The sequence below is a fragment of the Aquitalea sp. ASV15 genome (genome assembly GCF_016429115.1).
GTDB lineage: Bacteria > Pseudomonadota > Gammaproteobacteria > Burkholderiales > Chromobacteriaceae > Aquitalea > Aquitalea magnusonii.
In genome coordinates this window covers 1-17,128 of the sequence record NZ_JAELTZ010000030.1, presented here as the reverse complement: position 1 = coordinate 17,128, position 17,128 = coordinate 1, and the positions used below count along the sequence as shown (strand labels likewise).

Sequence of the window (17,128 nt, the reverse complement as noted above, 5' to 3'; positions counted from 1 at the left end):
TGGCAATTCAGCAGCCATCCAGATAGCGCAGTCGGGCCTGCTGCCCGGCTGCGGTGGCCAGATAGCGCTGGCGTAAATCCTCTACCGCGGCCACGCCAATACGGTCAATTTGCAGATCGCGACGCAGGCCGTGCAGGGGGTCCATCAGCCGCGCATAGGCTTGCATGGCTGCCTGGGGCCCCAGTCCGGCAATGTTCTGCTGCAACAGGGTGGTGGCTGCATCGGCCTCCTGCGCGCACCAGGCCAGCGCGACACGGTAGGCGGCCAGGAATCCTGCCAGCTGGGCCGGATGGCTGTCTGCCCAGTGCTGACGCACCGCGCCCACTGTGCCTTGGTAATGGGACAAGATATCCGCAGTCTGCGCCAATACCTGACATCCCTGCTCAACCGCCATCAGCTCATACGGGGTACGCAACAGCGAAGCTTGGCACCGCCCCGCCAGCAAAGCCTGGTAGCGCTCTTCGGTGCTGCCGAGCGCAGCAATCGTCACCTTGTCACGGCTGAGCCCGGCCTGCTCCAGCAAGGCATACAGCACCAGTGCAAAACCGGTATCGGGGGCATCCACCCCGATAATGGCCTGGCTAAGCCCGGCCATGCTGGTGATTCCTGGAGCAGCGACCAGACTGAGCAAGCCATCATCCCCGCCCATGAACATCACGGCATCGGGTTCACCCGGTATGGGCAGCTCTGCCTGGTTCTGCTGGTAAGCAACAATATTGTCCGCACTCAACAGCACCACCGGGTAACGGCCATCCAGGAAGCCCGCGATCATCTGGCGCGAATCCGGGGTGTACTCCAGTTGTATGTCAAGCCCGTGGTCCGCAAAGAAACCTTGCTGCTGTGCCGCCCACAGCGGCAGGTTCCACCCCCCATCAAATACGCATACTGTCAGCGCCAGTCCCGAAGCCTTCCCGGCATCCTGTTTGTTACCCATCATGCAATCCTCACTTGAAACAACACATCGCCCGGCATGGTCTGAGTCCATTCACACACTAGCTCACAGCGCAATATCAAACTGACCAGTTCAAAGCACTACCAGGCATAGATAAATAAGCAAAACAGCCGGGATAGCCGGCTGTTTTGCTGAGGGACCAGGGCGCGGTCAGATACTGGCGGCCTGGCGTTGCTCCTTGCGGGTGACCAGGCTGACCAGCACAAAGCTGAGCACGCTCACCGCCAGGCTCAGGTAGATGGGCACATTGGAATCCAGCCCATAGCTGATCATGGCCAGAATGGCGGTACCGCAGCCCAGCACCATGCTGCTGATGGCCCCCGGTGTGGTGGCACGCGGCCAGAAGATGGCGCCCAGCAAAGGCACCAGCATGCCGGCCACCAGCAGGTTGTAGGCCAGTGTCAACGCGCTGATCACATCAGTCACCACCATGGCCAGGGCCAGCACCAGCAGGCCGACCAGCAGGGTAACGATGCGGTTGGTCCACAGGCTGCAGCCATCGCGCCCGCTGAGGTCTTCGGTCAGCGTGGTGGAAGCGGCCAGCAAGGCTGCGCTGGCGGTGGACATCATGGCGGCCAGCGCGGCGGCAATCACCAGCCCGCGCACCCCGTCCGGCAAGCCTTCCTTCACCATGGAGGCAAAGGCATTGGCCGGCACCTCCAGATCAGGCAGCAAGACCTTGGTGGCCATGCCGATGGCGGCACAGATCAGCCCGTACAGGATGCAATACACCCCGGCAATGCTGCCGGCGTAGCGCGCCACCCGCTCGCTGCGCGCGGTGAACACCCGCTGCCAGATATCCTGGCCGATCAGGATGCCGAAGAAGTAAATGACAAAGTAGGTCAGGATGGTGTCGCCACCGATGGCCGTGAAGCTGAAGTAGGAGGCCGGCAGCTTGGCTGCCAGTTGCTCCCAGCCACCCACGCGGTACAGGCAGATGGGCAGCAGGATGAACATCAGCCCGATGGTCTTGATCAGGAACTGCACGATGTCGGTCAGCGTCAGCGACCACATGCCACCCACCGCCGAATACAGCACCACCACCCCGCCGCCGATCAGCACCGCCACCCAGAATGGCAGGGTGAACAGCACCTGCATCACCGTGGCAATGGCCAGCACCGAGGTCACGCTGATCATCACCGCATACATCAGCATCACCAGCGCGCTGGTGCGACGGGCCAGGGTGTTGTAGCGCCGCTCCAGCACCTGGGTGACGGTAAACACCTTCAGCTTGAGCAGCGGCTTGGCCATGAACAGGTTGAGCACCAGAATGCCGCAGCCCAGTGCGGCACACAGCCAGAAGCCGGAAATGCCGTACACGTAGCCCAGCTTGACGGTGCCCACCGTCGAGGCACCACCCAGCACGGTGGCGGCCATGGTGCCCATGTAAAAGCCCGGTCCCAGATTACGGCCCGCCACCAGGAATTCCTCGCGGCTGGTGGCACGGCGCATGCCCAGCCAGCCCAGCAGCAGCATGCCGGCGATATAAATGAACACGACAAAGATATCGAGTCCCATGGTTTGTCTCCTAAGTCTGCCTTGTTGGCAATTGGCTATGAACGGATTGTGATTGGCCGCTCTGTGGCGGCCTGGATGGCGTACTCAGCGGCGGATGACCACCCCGGGCAGCACGCACAGCATTTCAAACAGGAGATTGGCCCCCAGCAGCGCGGTATTGCCGGTGGTGTCATAGGGTGGCGACACCTCCACCAGGTCACAGCCCACCAGGTTCAGCCCCTGACAGCCGCGCACGATTTCCAGCGCCTGCACCGAGGTGAGGCCGGCCACTTCCGGCGTGCCGGTGCCGGGGGCAAATGCCGGGTCGATGCCGTCGATGTCAAAGCTCAGATAAACCGGTCCGCCCCCCATCTGCTGACGCACTTCCTGCATCAGGCCCTGCAGCGAATGGTTCCAGCACGCTTCGGCCGGCACCACGCGGAAACCCTGGCGGCGCGCCCAGTCGAAATCCTCGGCGGCATAGCCGCTGCCGCGCAGGCCGATCTGCACCACCCGGTCCGCAGCCAGCAAGCCCTCTTCCTGGGCACGGCGGAAGGTAGTGCCATGGGCGATCTTTTCGCCAAACATTTCATCGTTGATGTCGGCGTGGGCATCGACATGGATCAGCCCCACCGGGCCGTGCTTGGCCGCGATGGCACGCAGGATGGGCAGGGTGACGGTGTGGTCGCCGCCCAGCCCCAGAGGGATCACGTCGTACTGCAGCAGGTCGCGGTAGCCCGCCTCGATGCGCGCCACGCTGTCCAGCAGGTTGTAGGGATTGGTGGCGATATCGCCGATATCGGCCACTTGCAGGCTGTCGAAGGGGGCCGCACCGGTCCCCATGTTGTAGGGACGCAGCAATACCGATTCATTGCGGATTTCCCGCGGACCAAAACGGGTGCCGCTGCGGTTGGAGGTGCCGATATCCAGCGGCAGGCCGACAAACACGGCATCCAGGCCGGCGGCGGTTTCCACCTTGGGCAGCCGCATCATGGTGGCGATGCCGCCAAAGCGCGGCATGGCATTGCCACCCAGCGGCTGATTGCGTTCAGCGATTGACATGCTGACTCCTGAAACTGAGGTTGAACGAGGGCTCAGTCTATTCAGGCGGCAACTTGGGAAAAATCACCGTATTCCACTGTTTACATTGATAAATCTGAATGTGTGTAATGACCGGCCTGACCTATCGCCATCACCGGGACAAAACCATGCTCAACACCCTGTCCAGCCTTGATCTACGCCTAATCAGGGTTTTTCGCGCCGTTGTCGATGCCGGCGGCATTTCCGCGGCCCAGTCCACCCTGAATGTCAGCCAGTCCACCATCAGCAACCAGCTGGCCGCACTGGAAACCCGGCTGGGCTACCGCCTGTGCGAACGTGGCCGTGCCGGCTTTGCCCTCACCGCCAAGGGCAGCCAGCTGCTGCATGCCAGCCGCCAGTTGCTGGATGCTGCCGAGGCGTTCTGCGTGGAAGCACGGCAACTGGAACGCAAGCTGGTGGGGCAGTTAAGAATTGGCGTGGTGGGCCATACCACCATGCGGGCACATGCGCGGCTGTCGGAAACCATACGACGTTTTCGCCAGCGCGAAGAGGCGGTGGAGCTGGTGCTGTCCATGCTGGCACCCGGCACCCTGGAAGAAGCGCTGATCAACGGAGAAATCCACCTGGGCATCGGCTATTTCTGGCACCGCGCGCCCAGCCTGCAATACCTGCCGCTGTTTACCGAACACCAGCTGGCCTATTGCAGCCAGGAACACCCGTTGTTCAGGCAGGCGGGCAATATGGCGGTGGAAGAAGCCGCCCGCCACGACTGGGCCTGGCGCAGCTACCCGCTGCCGGACATTCAGCTGCCGGTGGAAAGCTGGCGCATCACCGCACGGGCCGACAATATGGAGGCGATGGCCGTGCTGATCCTGTCCGGCCATCATCTGGGCTTTCTGCCCGAACACTTCGCCCGCCCCATGGTGGAGCAGGGTCTGCTGCGGGCGCTCAATCCGGCGCTGCTGTGCTATCACCCCACCTTTCACATGGTGACGCGGCAAAGCGCGCGGCAGAGCGAGGTGGTCTGCGCCTTTATGCAGGATTTGCTGGCGGCGCACCAGCTACCGCCAGCCTGAGCCGACTCAGGGAGCCAGCCGCAGCCGTTGCCAGCTGGCATCGGCCTGCAGCAGGTAGACCACGCGGTCATGCAGGCGGCTGGGGCGGCCCTGCCAGAATTCGATACGGTCGGGAATCACCGCGTAGCCGCCCCAGTGCGGCGGGCGCGGTACATGCAGCGGGTGCTTGACGCCAAACATGGCGGCACGACTGATCAGCACATTCTTGGAGCTGATCTCGGTGCTCTGCTCGCTGGCCCAGGCCCCCAGGCGGCTGGTATAGGGACGGCTGGCGAAGTAGGCATCGGACACCTCTGGCGCCACCTGTTCCACCCGGCCCTCGATGCGCACCTGACGCTCCAGCTCCGGCCAGAAAAAGGTGATGGACACATAGGGATTGGCCGCCAGCTGCCGGCCCTTGCGGCTGAGATAATTGCTGTAGAACACCAGCTGGCCGTTTTCCACGCCCTTGAGCAGCACGATGCGCGCCGTGGGCCGGCCATCTTCGCCCACGGTGGCCACATTCATCGCCGTCGGCTCGTGTACCTGGGCGGTCATCGCCTCGTTCAGCCATAGTTCGAACTGCGCCACGGCATCCGGCAGGCAATCTTCCGGTGACAATTCCTTTTTTGAATAATCCTGGCGGATATCGGCAAGATTCAGCGACATGCGGTTCTCCTGATGCGGTCAGACGCCATGGTAAGTCAGAAGCCGGCGGCAGGGGTAGATCAAGCACGGCGGCAACAGCACTCATCGGAAAAAGTGCAGATGAATCAATCTGCTGGCGAAAAACCCCGTAGTTAGGGACGTTAGCTGTAACTTAGGCTAGAATACTGCATTTCCTCTGCGGCCTTTTCCGCTCATGCATCTGGTTGCCTTTGGCCTGAATCATCACACCGCCCCGCTGTCGGTACGCGAGAAGCTAGCCTTCCCGGCCGAGGTATTGCCCAACGCGCTGGAAAGCCTGGTGGGTTCGCACGCGGCGCGCGAGGCGGCCATCGTTTCCACCTGCAACCGCACGGAAATCTACTGCAACAGCAATAATCCCGAGCAGGCCCTGCAATGGCTGTCGCAATACCACGGCCTGGCGGTGGAAGAACTGCGCCCCTATCTGTACCAGCTGGATGCCAGCAGCGCCGCCCGCCATGCCTTCCGCGTGGCTTCAGGCCTGGATTCCATGGTGCTGGGGGAAACCCAGATCCTCGGTCAGCTGAAGGACGCGGTACGTACCGCGGAGAATGTCGGCACACTGGGCTCCTTGCTCAACGGCCTGTTCCAGCGCACCTTTGCCGTGGCCAAGGAAGTGCGCAGCAGCACGGCGGTGGGTTCCAGCTCGGTGTCCATGTCGGCGGCGGCGGTAAAGCTGGCCGAGCAGATCTTCCCCACCATTGGCGAGCTGAACATCCTGTTCATCGGCGCCGGGGAAATGATCGAGCTGGTGGCCACCCACTTTGCCGCCCGCGAGCCTTCCTGTATCACCATTGCCAACCGTACGCTGGAGCGTGGCCAGAAGCTGGCCGAGCAGTTTGGCGGCAATGCCATCACCCTGTCCGAGCTGCCCGATGTGCTGCACCGCTACGATGTGGTGGTGACCTCCACCGCCAGCCAGCTGCCCATCGTCGGCAAGGGCCTGGTGGAGCGCGCCATCAAGGCCCGCCGCCATCGTCCCATCTTCATGCTGGACCTGGCGGTGCCGCGCGATATTGAAATCGAAGTCGGCAAGCTGAATGATGTCTACCTGTACACGGTGGACGATATTGCCAGCATCGTCGAGGTGGGCAAGGAAGCCCGCCAGAGCGCGGCAGAAGAGGCCGAGTCCATCATTCAGGCCCGTGTGGCCGAATTCAACGACTGGCTGAAAAAGCGCGAGACCGTACCGCTGATCCGCGCCCTGCGCGACGAAGCCGACCGTACCCGCCGCCATGCGCTGGAGGCCGCGCTCAAGCAGCTGGCCAAGGGCACGCCGCCGGAAAAGGTGCTGGAAAGCCTGTCGCAGCAACTCACCAACAAACTGATGCACCCCCCTACCCAGGCGCTGTCCTCCGGTAGCGGCGCGGAGCATGCGGCCATGGTGGAAACCATCGCCCGTCTGTACCACTTACATCCGGAGTCGTAATGAAACCGTCGATTGCGACAAAACTGTCGCAGTTGGCCGATCGCCTGGAAGAGGTCACCCACCTCCTGGCCAGCGAATCGGCGACTGCCGATATGGATCAGTTCCGCAAGCTGACCCGCGAACACGCCGAACTCACCCCGGTGGTGGAAACCTTTCAGCAATACCAGCAATGTGAAACCGACATCGCCACCGCCAGCGAGATGCTGTCCGACCCGGACATGAAGGAATTCGCCCAGCTGGAAATCGATGAGGGCCGGGAAAAAATGGCCGCGCTGGAGCTGGAGCTGCAAAAGCTGCTGCTGCCCAAGGACCCCAACGACGAGAAGAACATCTTCCTGGAAATCCGCGCCGGCACCGGCGGCGACGAGGCGGCGCTGTTTGCCGCCGACCTGCTGCGCATGTATACCCGCTTTGCCGAACGCAACCGCTGGCAGGTGGAAATCGTCTCCGCCAGTGAATCCGACCTGGGCGGCTACAAGGAAGCCATTGTCCGCATCATCGGCTTCGGTGCCTATTCCAAGCTCAAGTTCGAATCCGGCGGCCATCGCGTGCAGCGTGTGCCGGCCACCGAAACCCAGGGCCGCATCCATACCTCGGCCTGCACCGTGGCGGTGATGGCCGAGGCCGACGAGCTGGTGGATGTGGTGCTGAACCCGGCCGACCTGCGCATCGACACCTTCCGCGCCAGCGGTGCCGGTGGCCAGCACATCAACAAGACCGACTCGGCCGTGCGCATCACCCACCTGCCCACCGGCATTGTGGCGGAGTGCCAGGATGGCCGTTCGCAGCACGCCAACAAGGCCAGCGCCATGCAGGTGCTGGCGGCGCGCATCAATGACATCCAGCGCCGCGAACAGCAGCAAAAAGAGGCGGCCGAGCGCAAGAGCCTGATCGGCTCCGGCGACCGCTCCGAGCGCATCCGCACGTATAACTATCCGCAAGGCCGCATTACCGACCATCGCATCAACCTGACGCTGTACAAGCTGGATTACGTGATGGATGGCGACCTGGTCGAGCTGACCGATGCGCTGATCACCGAACAGCAAGCCGAACTGCTGGCCGCACTGGGCGACTGAGCGGTGCAGCCCGGTTTGCCCCGCAGCAGACATCGTTGTACACTCTGACCCCGAAAAAGCAGCCCTTGTCCGCAAGGGTCCGGTTCATCCGGTCCTGCCGCTTTTTCTCCGAATCTTCAGGCCACGCAAGTGGCCTTTTTTCTTGCCTGCGCCGGACTGCGGGCCGGCAAGGGACAAAAAAATCGGCCAGGTCCCAGAGGTAAGACCCGGCCGTTCCCAACGTGGAGATGGGTGGAAAACTGCTGGCGCTGCCGCAAGGGCAGCCGCCGTGTGCTTGCATCATGCTGGCGGCAGCCTGCCGGCCAGCAGATTATCCATGCATTGAGGACATCGCTCGTACAAAACTCCGGCAAGTGGCAGCTTTGCACAATAAAATGCTTCAACTGAAGTAAATCGCGGCTTTGCATTGATTATCAATGAGCTAGCCGCAAGGATAAGCAGCCACTGCAAAACTGGCAAAGCAGTTATAATCATGCCAGCCATGACTAAACCACATGAATCCGATGAAACTGCCTCCTCTTAACGCGTTGCGTGTTTTTGTCGCTGCGGCGGAACACCTGTCTTTCACCCGTGCCGCCACCTCGCTGCACCTGACGCAAGGCGCCGTCAGCCGCCATGTGCAGACGCTGGAAGAGTTCTACGGCACCAGCCTGTTCATCCGGCAGGCGCGTGGCCTGGCGCTGACTGCCGAAGGCGAGGCGCTGGTGAAACCGGCACGCGATGCCTTCCAGCTCTTGCATGAAGCCAGTGAAATGCTGCGGCTGCGCCAGAGCGGCCTGCGCGTGCGCATTCCCCCCACCCCGGCCATGCGCTGGGTGCTGCCCAATCTGCCGGACTTCCAGACCCGCTATCCGGAATACACCCTGCACCTGATCACCCAGCTGATTCACGACAAGCCCTTCAACCGCGCCGAATATGATCTGGCCATCATCGGCATGGCGCGCCCGGAGGTATCCACCGACATGCGCATCGAATGCATCTGCCGCGAAAAACTGGTGCCGGTGTGCTCGCCAGCCCTGCTGGAAGGCCCGCATCCGCTGCGCACGCCGGAGGATCTGCAATACCACACCTTGCTGCATCCCTGGCGTGATCAGGATGTATGGGACCGCTGGCTGAAACTGGCCGGGGTGAACTCGCTGAATTCGGAAAGCGGCGTGACCTTCGACGCGCTGGAATACGCCCTGCATGCGGCCGCAGCCGGCATGGGGGTGACACTGGCGCAGGTGTCGATGGTCAACGACGACATCCAGCGCGGACGGCTGGTGATTCCCTTTGATACCGTGCTGGAAACCGAGTGGGCTTACTACCTGATGTACTCGCACGAAATGGCACAGCAGCCGAAGATCCGCGCCTTCCGCGACTGGCTGATCGCCACACTGGAGCGCAGCGAGGCGATCAGCCGCAGCATGTAGCCAGGCTTATACGCTGGCGGTGTCCTGCTGTTGCAGCCAGTGTTCAAACTCGCCCAGCGCTGCTTCCAGCCCGGCCAGCAGCGCCGCGGCCTGCTCACCCTGGCCAGCCTTGGCCGTCTTTTCCACCCGTTCGGCGGCATCGCCCATGGCATTGGCCCCCACCATGCGACTGGCCCCCTTGATGCGGTGGGCCGCCCAGGCCAATTGCTCGGCATTGCGCTCGGCCGCGGCCTGGCGCAGGGCGGCCATGTCATCGCGATTGGCCACCTCGAAGTCGTGCAGGATTTCCAGCTCGACCGACAGTTCGCCATCACTGTAGACCTCCAGTACGGAGCGGTCGACCGGACAGAGGGCGGCGCTATCGGGTGTCTGCTCAGGGGTATCGGACATCACATTCTCCTGCGGTTGGTGCAGCCATTTATCCAGCATGGCCGATAGGACATTGATGGCCAGCGGCTTGGTCAGAAAATCATCCATGCCGGCGGCACTGGTCTTGTGCAGCTCTTCCTGCCCGGCATTGGCGGTACAGGCGATGATGGGCAGCCGGCCGCGTTCGGCATGCTCGGCCTCATAGGCACGAATCAGCCGGGCCAGTTCGTAGCCGTCGGTGACCGGCATGTGGCAGTCGGTCAGCAGCAGGCTGTACTGGCCGGCCTGCCACATGGCGTAGGCTTGCGCGCCGTCTTCGGCACAGTCGGCCTTGTAGCCCAGCTTTTGCAGCTGGCGCAGCGTGAGCTTGCGATTGGTGGGATTGTCTTCGGCAAACAGGATGGGCAAGGCCGCGCCCTGCGGCGTATCCGGCGCAGCTGTCGATGGCTGGCCGTCGTCAACCTCGGCGCCCGGCAGCTCCTCGGCATCCACGATATTGGCCACCAGCAGCAGCGAGGCACGAGTGCCCTCGCCCGGCTGGCTTTCCAGTTCGACATGGCCGCCCATCAGGCCGGCCAGCCGGCGGCAGATGGCCAGCCCCAGCCCGGTGCCACCAAAGCGCCGGCTGGTATCGGATTCGGCCTGGGTAAACGGCTCGAACAGCCGTGCCAGGTTTTCCTGGGAAATGCCGATGCCGCTGTCGATGATGTCAAAGCGCAGGGTCTGCGCGGCAAATTCCTGCTCCAGCACTTCCACCCGCAGGGTGATGCCGCCATTGGCGGTGAACTTGACGGCATTGCTGACAAAGTTTTGCAGGATCTGCCGCAGCCGCAGCGGATCGAGCAGCAGGGCCGGGGCCAGCTTGTCGTCCACTTCCAGTTGCAGTCGCAGGCCCTTGGCGGCGGCGGTCTCGGCATACAGGGTGCGGACCTGTTCCAGCAGCGGCTTGACCGCGGTCGGGGTTTGCACCACTTCCAGCTTGTCGGCCTCGATCTTGGAGAAGTCCAGGATGTCGTCGATCAGCCGCAACAGGGTGCGCGCCGACTCCTGAATGGTGTTGACGCTGTCTTGCTGCTCGGGATTGAGCGGCGTCATGGTCAGCAGTTCCAGCATGCCCAGCACGCCGTTCATCGGGGTGCGGATTTCATGGCTCATGGTGGCCAGGAAGGAGCTCTTGGCACGGTTGGCCGCATTGGCCTGGTCGCGCGCCATGCGCAGTTCGAATTCCGCCAGCTTGCGCTCGGTGATGTCCAGGCAGGCCAGGATGGTGCCCTCGCGCGGCCGGTCGGGGAAGAGCAGCATGCCCTCGAACAGCACCCAGATCGGCCGGCCATCGGCCCCCAGGCATTCCAGTTCGCAGCGCAGCTTGCTTTGGTATTGCGCCATGTTGTTGAGCTGGCTGGTCAGGTCGAACCAGCTCTGGTCGGAGGCCAGCAGCTCCATCAGGTGCATGCCGGGCAGGCTGCTGCCGCCCTGGCCGAAGATGTCTTCCGCCATGCGGTTGGCGCGCACGATCTGCATCTGCTCGTTCAGCCGCAGCAAGCCGACCGGCGAGGCGGAATAAATGGCTTCTTCTTCCTGCAATACCGAGCGCAACTGCGATTCGGACAGCATGCGCCGGTCTTCTTCGTCGAAAAAGCCGAGAATGTTGGCATAGGCACCAACCAGCGGCTGGATACCCTTGCCCAGCATGGCCAGGTCCGGATGCAGCAGGCAGATCAGCGCCGACACATCGTCATCCATCGACACCGGCAGGGTAATCCACGCGGGCATCTCGGCCAGCCTTTGCAGCAACCAGGTCAGCGGCTCGGCCTCGTGGGACAGCGCCTCCAGTGGGGGCAGGGTGTCCGGCCATTGGCCGGCCTGCAGGCGGATTTCGAAACGGTCGTCCGGGAACTCGGCCAGTACCAGCATGAAGCCCTGTTCGGCATGGCTGAAGTGGATGAATTCCTGTAGCAGCCGGTCCAGTACTTCGTGGCGTGGCCAGCGGCTGAGCATGAGATTTTCCACATGGGAAATGGCCGACAGCATGCTCAGATTGTGCTCCAGCGAATTCTCGGCAATGCGGCGCTGATGTTCGTCGCGCACGATGAGCATGAAGACTTTTTCCGCCGCCGAGGTACGGAAGGTGCTGAGGGTGATACCGGCGAAAAACAATTCGCCATTAAGCTTGATGCCCTCGCCTTGCAGCTGCTGGCTGCCCAGCTCGCTGACCGCCAGCAGGGTGTCGGCCAGGGACTGTTGCAGCCGCAGCAGCTGGCTGATGTGCCGGCCTTCCAGTTCCTGGCTGCCGGTGCCGAATAGTCGCTGGGCGCCGGCATTGGCCGATAGCACCCGGCCTTGCTGGCTGATGGTCATGATGGCGTCGCCGGCGGCATCCAGCATGCTTTGCAGATGGTTGAGCGGCTTGAGCACCCGTTTGGTCATGCTGTACAGCAGGATCAGCGCCAGTCCCAGTATCGCCAGCCCCAGCAGGCTGTCATGGATCAGCTGGCGGCGGTAATCAGCCAGTGCCTGCTGGATCTGCTCGGCACACAGGCGGTTGGCATGCTGGAACAGCGCCCAGCTTTCCTGCTGCACCTTGTCCAGCAGCTGCTGCATGCCGCCTTGCATGTCATGCATGCTCTGGTGCTGCTGCTGGCGCTGCAGTTGCTGCTTGTTGAGCATGTGCAGCGCCAGGGCAGAATCGGAAATGCGGCGCAGGCTGTCGGCCAGCGCCGGGTCTTCGAGATGGCCGGCATCCACCCGCAGCTGTTGCAGCATCAGGTTGCTCAGGTCCAGCCGCGACTGCAGGTCACCCTCTTCGGTCTCGCTCAGCGGCGAGTCCAGCTGGCTGCGCAGCAGCAAGGCGGTGGCGGTGGTGCGCAGGGTATGGCCTATGCTCCAGCTGCTCTGGGCAATGTCCATATTGACGAAAAGCCCGGCCGGCGCAGTCCATTTCATCTGACCGTTCATGCCGATCAGCACGTTATCGATGGCATCCTGCAAATGGCGGGAGGACAGTTCCTCGGCATAACCCAGGGTTTCATCCTGCCCCCAGGCCGGGCCGATGCGCATGTCCACCTCGGGCCGCAAGCTGCGGAAACTGTCCAGTTGCAGCTGCACCATGGCCAGCTTGGCGCGCTGCTCGCTCACCACATCGCGCTGGCTGGCAGCCTGCGCCAGTTCCATCCAGTGATCGGCCTGCGTGCGCAGCAACAGCAGCTGGCTGCGCTCCTGCGGAAATGGCGGATAGCTGCGATACAGCAGGCTGCGGCTGAGTATGGCCTCGCGCCGCAGCAGATCGGCCGCGGTATACAGCTTGGTGCGGATCTCCTGCACATCGGCCAGCGCTACCGCCTGCTGGTAGTGCTGCCATGACACCGACAGCAATCTGGCCACCCAGCCGATCTGGAAGACCCCCAGCAACACCACGATGGCAATCACCGCCCTGCCGATGGATAAGGTCTGGCTTGCCTTGCTGCTGATCGTGGCCATGCACTCTCCCCTGCGGGCAGTCTGTTTCAGCCGGTCGGCTCGGAAGCAGGGTCGCCATCACTGGCAACCACCACGGCTTTTTCCACCACCAGCTGCTGTACGCCATAGCGGTCGCTGTAGTTGCGCAGCACCGCCAGCTGGTTGGCGGATATGCTGGCACCGCGTGGCAGCAGCAGGTGACCGCTCTTGCTGAACAGGTCCTCGGCCAGTACCGCACCGGGCTTGGCACTGTTTACGGTAACGGTCTCATTGGGCGCATCCGGCAGGTCTTCCGGGCGCGGCTCGAACAGGCGGCGGAATACTTTCTTGTCGTAGTCGGTACCGGTATCCACACCGTAATAGCTGAAGGGATCGACCTCGGGCCGGGTGCGACGCAAGGCCTGCATGATGGCCTTTTCCACATCCACCGGCTTGGGTGGCTTCACCACGAAACCATCGGCATGCAGCTGCACCGCCACCGTGACATTGCCGCGGTCGGCATGCCCGGACAGGATGATGAAGGGCAGGTTGGATGCATTCATGGTATGGCCGCAGCGCAGTTCCTTGAGCAGGTCCAGGCCGTTCATCGGCTTCATTTCCACATCGCACAGCACCAGGTCAACCATGCGCATGTCCAGCGTGCGCATGGCGGTGCTGCCATCCGGCGCCTGCGAGATGTTTTCCGCACGGATACCCATGGATTGCAAGGACTGGCTGACCAGCGTCCTGACCAGTGACTGGTCATCCACCACCAGTATCTTGAGCTTTTCCAGTTCGTTGGACATGTTTACCCCTTTGCATGGCGGGACATCGCTACGCTGCCGGTCTAGTGCGTAAGCTCGCCGGCAGTCTGTTGCTGTAAATAAGATGATAGTTCGCCGCTGCCCAGCTGCAGGGCGATCTGCTCGCCACTGACGCTGCACCCCTCCAGACCAGCCAGCAGTTCGAGGTCGGCTTCCATGTCGAGCCGGGTGATGCTCAGCTGCGACAGGCTCAGGCCACAGCATTGCAATAGTGCCGGCATGTCCACCCCCTGCGCGCGCAACTGGCGCAGGGCCGGGGCAGAAACGGTGGCGCCATCCAGTGGCAGCCGCAACAGATTGCCCACGGTCAGGCCACCCTCGCCCAGCTGGTCTGCCAGCAGCGCAAAGCCGAAGTACTTCAATTTGGCAATGTTTTCAAAGCAGACCGCGGCAGTTTGCTGCTGCAGGCCATCGGCCAGCAGAAAACCGATCTGCCCGGGCTGGATGCCATATTGCCGCAATACGCTGTTGTAACGGTCGAACAGATTGTCGTTGGCCAGGCAAGCACCATCCAGATAAAGACTGAACAGACAGTGCTGGCGCTGCTCCCGCGGCAGGCTGGCCAGCAACTGGGCCAACTGCTCCAGCACCACTTCCAGAATCAGCACCGGCAATGGCGGGTTGGCCGCCAGCTGGCGGTAGCGGGCGGCATCCAGCGGCAACAGCCCGTCGGGCAGCCTGATGGCGGCCAGCTGCATGCCGCGCAGCTGCTGCATGTCCCGGCTCAGTACCGGCTTGAACTCCAGCTGCAGTGGCTGGCTGATGCAGTCCTGCCAGACCTTTTGCAAATCAAGCGGGTAGGCCAGCGCGCGTTGCTCCAGATCGGCAAAGACGGCGTTGAGCCGATGCAGAAACTGGTCGATGCTGTAGGGCTTGCACAGGAAATGCACGCTCTCGATGCCCTGGTGGCGCGCCATGTCGGCAATGGTGTGCAAGGTACGCTCGTCATAGCCGGAAATGATCAACAGCGAGGCCCGGCAGCCGATGGCGGTGAGATTCTTGATGAAATCGATGCCGTTCATGCCCGGCATGCCGATATCGGTAATGATCAGGTCATAGCTGGTTTCGGCAGCGCTGCGCAGTGCCTCGGCCGGGTCGCTGAACTCATCGATCTGGGTGGCATGCCGGCTGAAAAAACCGGTCTGGCGGGAAATCAGCTTGCGCAGAATGACCTGGTCTTCCAGGATCAACAGCCTCATTGGCAGCGACGACATGACGGTATCCCCCGGCGGATGGCCGCCGGGAATGGGAAGCCGGCAGCAAAGCGATAATTTACCCCTTTGGTATAGCAGCAAGCCACGCCGGGAGGCAAGCATTGCGCCGTTATTCATTGATAAAATTGGCGATCACTTAAACAATTAATATAAATTCCCGCCAGAGAAAGCGCGGATTGCCCTGCTCAAGCACATAAGGCTGCCCGCTGCATTGCACACTGCAGATTTCTCACAATTCATGACAAACAGCTAAGCAGCCTATTCCCCCTTTGCCGCGGCCGGCTGCGCGGGCGGCGCATACCACTGCGCAGCCGGCACCACCACCGCCTGCTCCGGCTGGGCCATGAAATGTGGCGACATGATCTGCACGCCGAATTCGTTGAAGGTATCCTGAATGTGCCCATGCAGCTCGCTGCGCACTTCCTGTGGCAGGGCATCGGCCAGCGCACGCAGCTGCAGTTCGTACTCGACGTAAAAGTCCTGCAGATTCAACTGCCGCACCACCACCGCTTCGGTGTGATCCACCAGCGAGGTGCGGTGGGCCGCCAGCTCCAGCATGGCTTTCACCTGTCGCCACGGCGTGTCGTAACCAATGGTGACCGTGGTCGTCAGCATCAGCCCCCGCCCCGGGCTGGTCCGGCTGTAATTCTCCACCTTGCCGCCCACCACCACCGCATTGGGCAGGGTCACCTCATGTTCCTGCCGGGTCAGTATCTTGGTCGACAGTGCACTGAGTTCGGTTACCACGCCCTCGACATCGCCAATACGCACAAAGTCTCCCGGTCGCAGGGCTCGCGAATACACCAGGACCAGGCCACTCATCGCATGGTTCATGATGCCCGCCGAGCCCAAGGTAACCAGCAAACCGAAAAACACGCTCATTCCCTTGAATGCATCAGAGTCGGCACCAGGCAGATAGGGATAGGCAACGGTCAGCGCAAACAGCCAGAGCACCACCCCCAGCAGCCGACGGGTGGCACCGGCAGTCTCGGGATGCAGGCCGGGAAAACGCAGCTGGCCACGTTCGGCCATGTCGAATATCAACTGCAAACCACGGGTCAGCAAGCGGGTAAACAGGAAGATCAGTCCCACCGTCAGCAAACCGGGAACGGCACTGAGCGCATCAGCCGCCAGCGTGGCGACCAGCTGCCACAGGAAACTGCCCAGGCGGCGACTCCAGGGCAGGGTATAGGGAAAACGTCCCAGCAGCCAGGTAAGCCACAGATAGCTGAGGAAAATGACGCACAGCGCAGTGGTCAGGTTGATGATGCTGCCTTCGGCACGCTGCAGCAGCCGGCGCAGCGTCTGCCGTTTGCTAAGCCAGCCGGGAAACAGGGCATGGCGGTGCGACACCCGCAACAATGCCCGCCGACGCAAGACCATGATCAGATAGAGCAGGGCGGCAAACAGCACACTACCCGCCAGACTCTGCGCCAGCGCACTGACGAGTGCGCCGGAAGAATGCTCTTCCAGATAAGCCAGTCGCAAGGCATTCAGGCGCTGCTGCACATTGCTGGCAGACTGCTGCAAGCTCAGGCCATCCGCCGGATCCAGATCACCCGCAACAATATTGAATAGCGACTTGCCGTTGACCGACAGCCGGTAGCCGGCACTCGCCCCCTGCCCATAAGGTGTCGCCTCAACCGGATGGCTGGCATCCGCCTGTTCCAGAGCCTGCAAGCGAGCCTGCACCCTGGCCACACGCTGCTGGGCAGTCAGCTCCCCCTCCTTGGCCATGAACAGATAAATCGGCTGCCCACCCAGCACCAGCGTGCGTTGCTGTTCCCAATTATCCGGGGCCAGCCGCGGCTCTGCCGCCTGTGTCAGGCTGGCCAGCAACAAGGCAAGGATACAGAGCAGAATTCGGGCCATGATGCATTCCTCCTGTCGATGACAGCAACATCATAGCTGTTTGCTGCCCTCGGGGGCAGGCAGCACAGCCACGCCGCCCGGAATGCACGGGCCGAGACGCAACAAAGCCGCCCACAGGCGGCTTATGCTATGACCAAGACCAGAGCCAGCCCCAATGCAAAAAGCCCAGCTCGGTTGAGCTGGGCTTTTGTAAGGGGAGTCTGGCGGTGTCCTACTTTCACATGGCGAATGCCACACTATCATCGGCGCTAAGGCGTTTCACGGT

12 protein-coding genes are annotated in these 17,128 nt (G+C 62.3%); 4 read left to right on the top strand and 8 right to left on the bottom strand.

All coding sequences use genetic code 11. The features are described from left to right. Positions 1–7: 7 nt before the first annotated feature. The 3 genes from JHD64_RS13850 to speB all read right to left on the bottom strand — a co-directional run bounded on the left by JHD64_RS13850 (position 8) and on the right by speB (position 3,511). Positions 8–937 carry an ABC transporter substrate-binding protein gene (locus tag JHD64_RS13850; RefSeq protein WP_199053570.1) on the bottom strand — a complete coding sequence of 310 codons (930 nt, stop codon included), beginning with the start codon at positions 935–937 and terminating at the stop codon, positions 8–10. A gap of 165 nt (positions 938–1,102) precedes the next feature. After that, a complete protein-coding gene (locus JHD64_RS13845; RefSeq protein ID WP_059286127.1) occupies positions 1,103–2,470 on the bottom strand; it encodes a sodium:solute symporter in 1,368 nt (455 codons plus the stop codon). Between the two features lie 84 nt (positions 2,471–2,554). Then, on the bottom strand, positions 2,555–3,511 hold the full coding sequence (speB, locus tag JHD64_RS13840; RefSeq protein ID WP_059286128.1) for an agmatinase: 957 nt from the start codon (positions 3,509–3,511) through the stop codon (positions 2,555–2,557). A 107-nt stretch (positions 3,512–3,618) separates the two neighbouring features. Between speB and JHD64_RS13835 the strand changes: the two genes are divergently transcribed. Then, the gene (locus JHD64_RS13835) at positions 3,619–4,566 is read left to right on the top strand and encodes a LysR family transcriptional regulator (RefSeq protein ID WP_233170501.1); all 948 of its coding nucleotides are present in this window, start codon (positions 3,619–3,621) and stop codon (positions 4,564–4,566) included. 6 nt (positions 4,567–4,572) lie between these two features. Here the strand turns inward: JHD64_RS13835 and pdxH are convergent, their stop codons facing one another. Further along, positions 4,573–5,214 (bottom strand): pyridoxamine 5'-phosphate oxidase, encoded by a 642-nt coding sequence (gene pdxH / locus JHD64_RS13830; RefSeq protein WP_059286129.1) that lies wholly within the window; start codon positions 5,212–5,214, stop codon positions 4,573–4,575. Positions 5,215–5,407: 193 nt separating this feature from the next. Between pdxH and hemA the strand changes: the two genes are divergently transcribed. From hemA to JHD64_RS13815, 3 genes are all read left to right on the top strand, one after another. Then, the gene (hemA, locus tag JHD64_RS13825; protein WP_059286130.1) at positions 5,408–6,661 is read left to right on the top strand and encodes a glutamyl-tRNA reductase; all 1,254 of its coding nucleotides are present in this window, start codon (positions 5,408–5,410) and stop codon (positions 6,659–6,661) included. Further along, entirely contained in the window at positions 6,661–7,737 is a 1,077-nt protein-coding gene (gene prfA / locus JHD64_RS13820; protein WP_059286131.1) for a peptide chain release factor 1, read from the top strand. The genes hemA and prfA overlap by 1 nt, the downstream gene beginning before the upstream one ends. A gap of 494 nt (positions 7,738–8,231) precedes the next feature. After that, positions 8,232–9,149 (top strand): LysR substrate-binding domain-containing protein, encoded by a 918-nt coding sequence (locus JHD64_RS13815; RefSeq protein WP_082693455.1) that lies wholly within the window; start codon positions 8,232–8,234, stop codon positions 9,147–9,149. A 6-nt stretch (positions 9,150–9,155) separates the two neighbouring features. Here the strand turns inward: JHD64_RS13815 and JHD64_RS13810 are convergent, their stop codons facing one another. The 4 genes from JHD64_RS13810 to JHD64_RS13795 form a co-directional block, all read right to left on the bottom strand. Next, complete coding sequence (locus tag JHD64_RS13810; protein ID WP_199053569.1) at positions 9,156–12,995, bottom strand: ATP-binding protein; 3,840 nt, start codon at positions 12,993–12,995, stop codon at positions 9,156–9,158. A 26-nt stretch (positions 12,996–13,021) separates the two neighbouring features. Further along, positions 13,022–13,759: a response regulator gene (locus tag JHD64_RS13805; RefSeq protein ID WP_199053568.1), complete on the bottom strand. Its 738-nt coding sequence runs from the start codon at positions 13,757–13,759 to the stop codon at positions 13,022–13,024. 41 nt (positions 13,760–13,800) lie between these two features. Beyond that, positions 13,801–14,991: a response regulator gene (locus JHD64_RS13800; RefSeq protein ID WP_199053567.1), complete on the bottom strand. Its 1,191-nt coding sequence runs from the start codon at positions 14,989–14,991 to the stop codon at positions 13,801–13,803. 258 nt (positions 14,992–15,249) lie between these two features. After that, on the bottom strand, positions 15,250–16,863 hold the full coding sequence (locus JHD64_RS13795; protein ID WP_059286136.1) for a mechanosensitive ion channel family protein: 1,614 nt from the start codon (positions 16,861–16,863) through the stop codon (positions 15,250–15,252). Between the last annotated feature and the right edge of the window lie 265 nt (positions 16,864–17,128).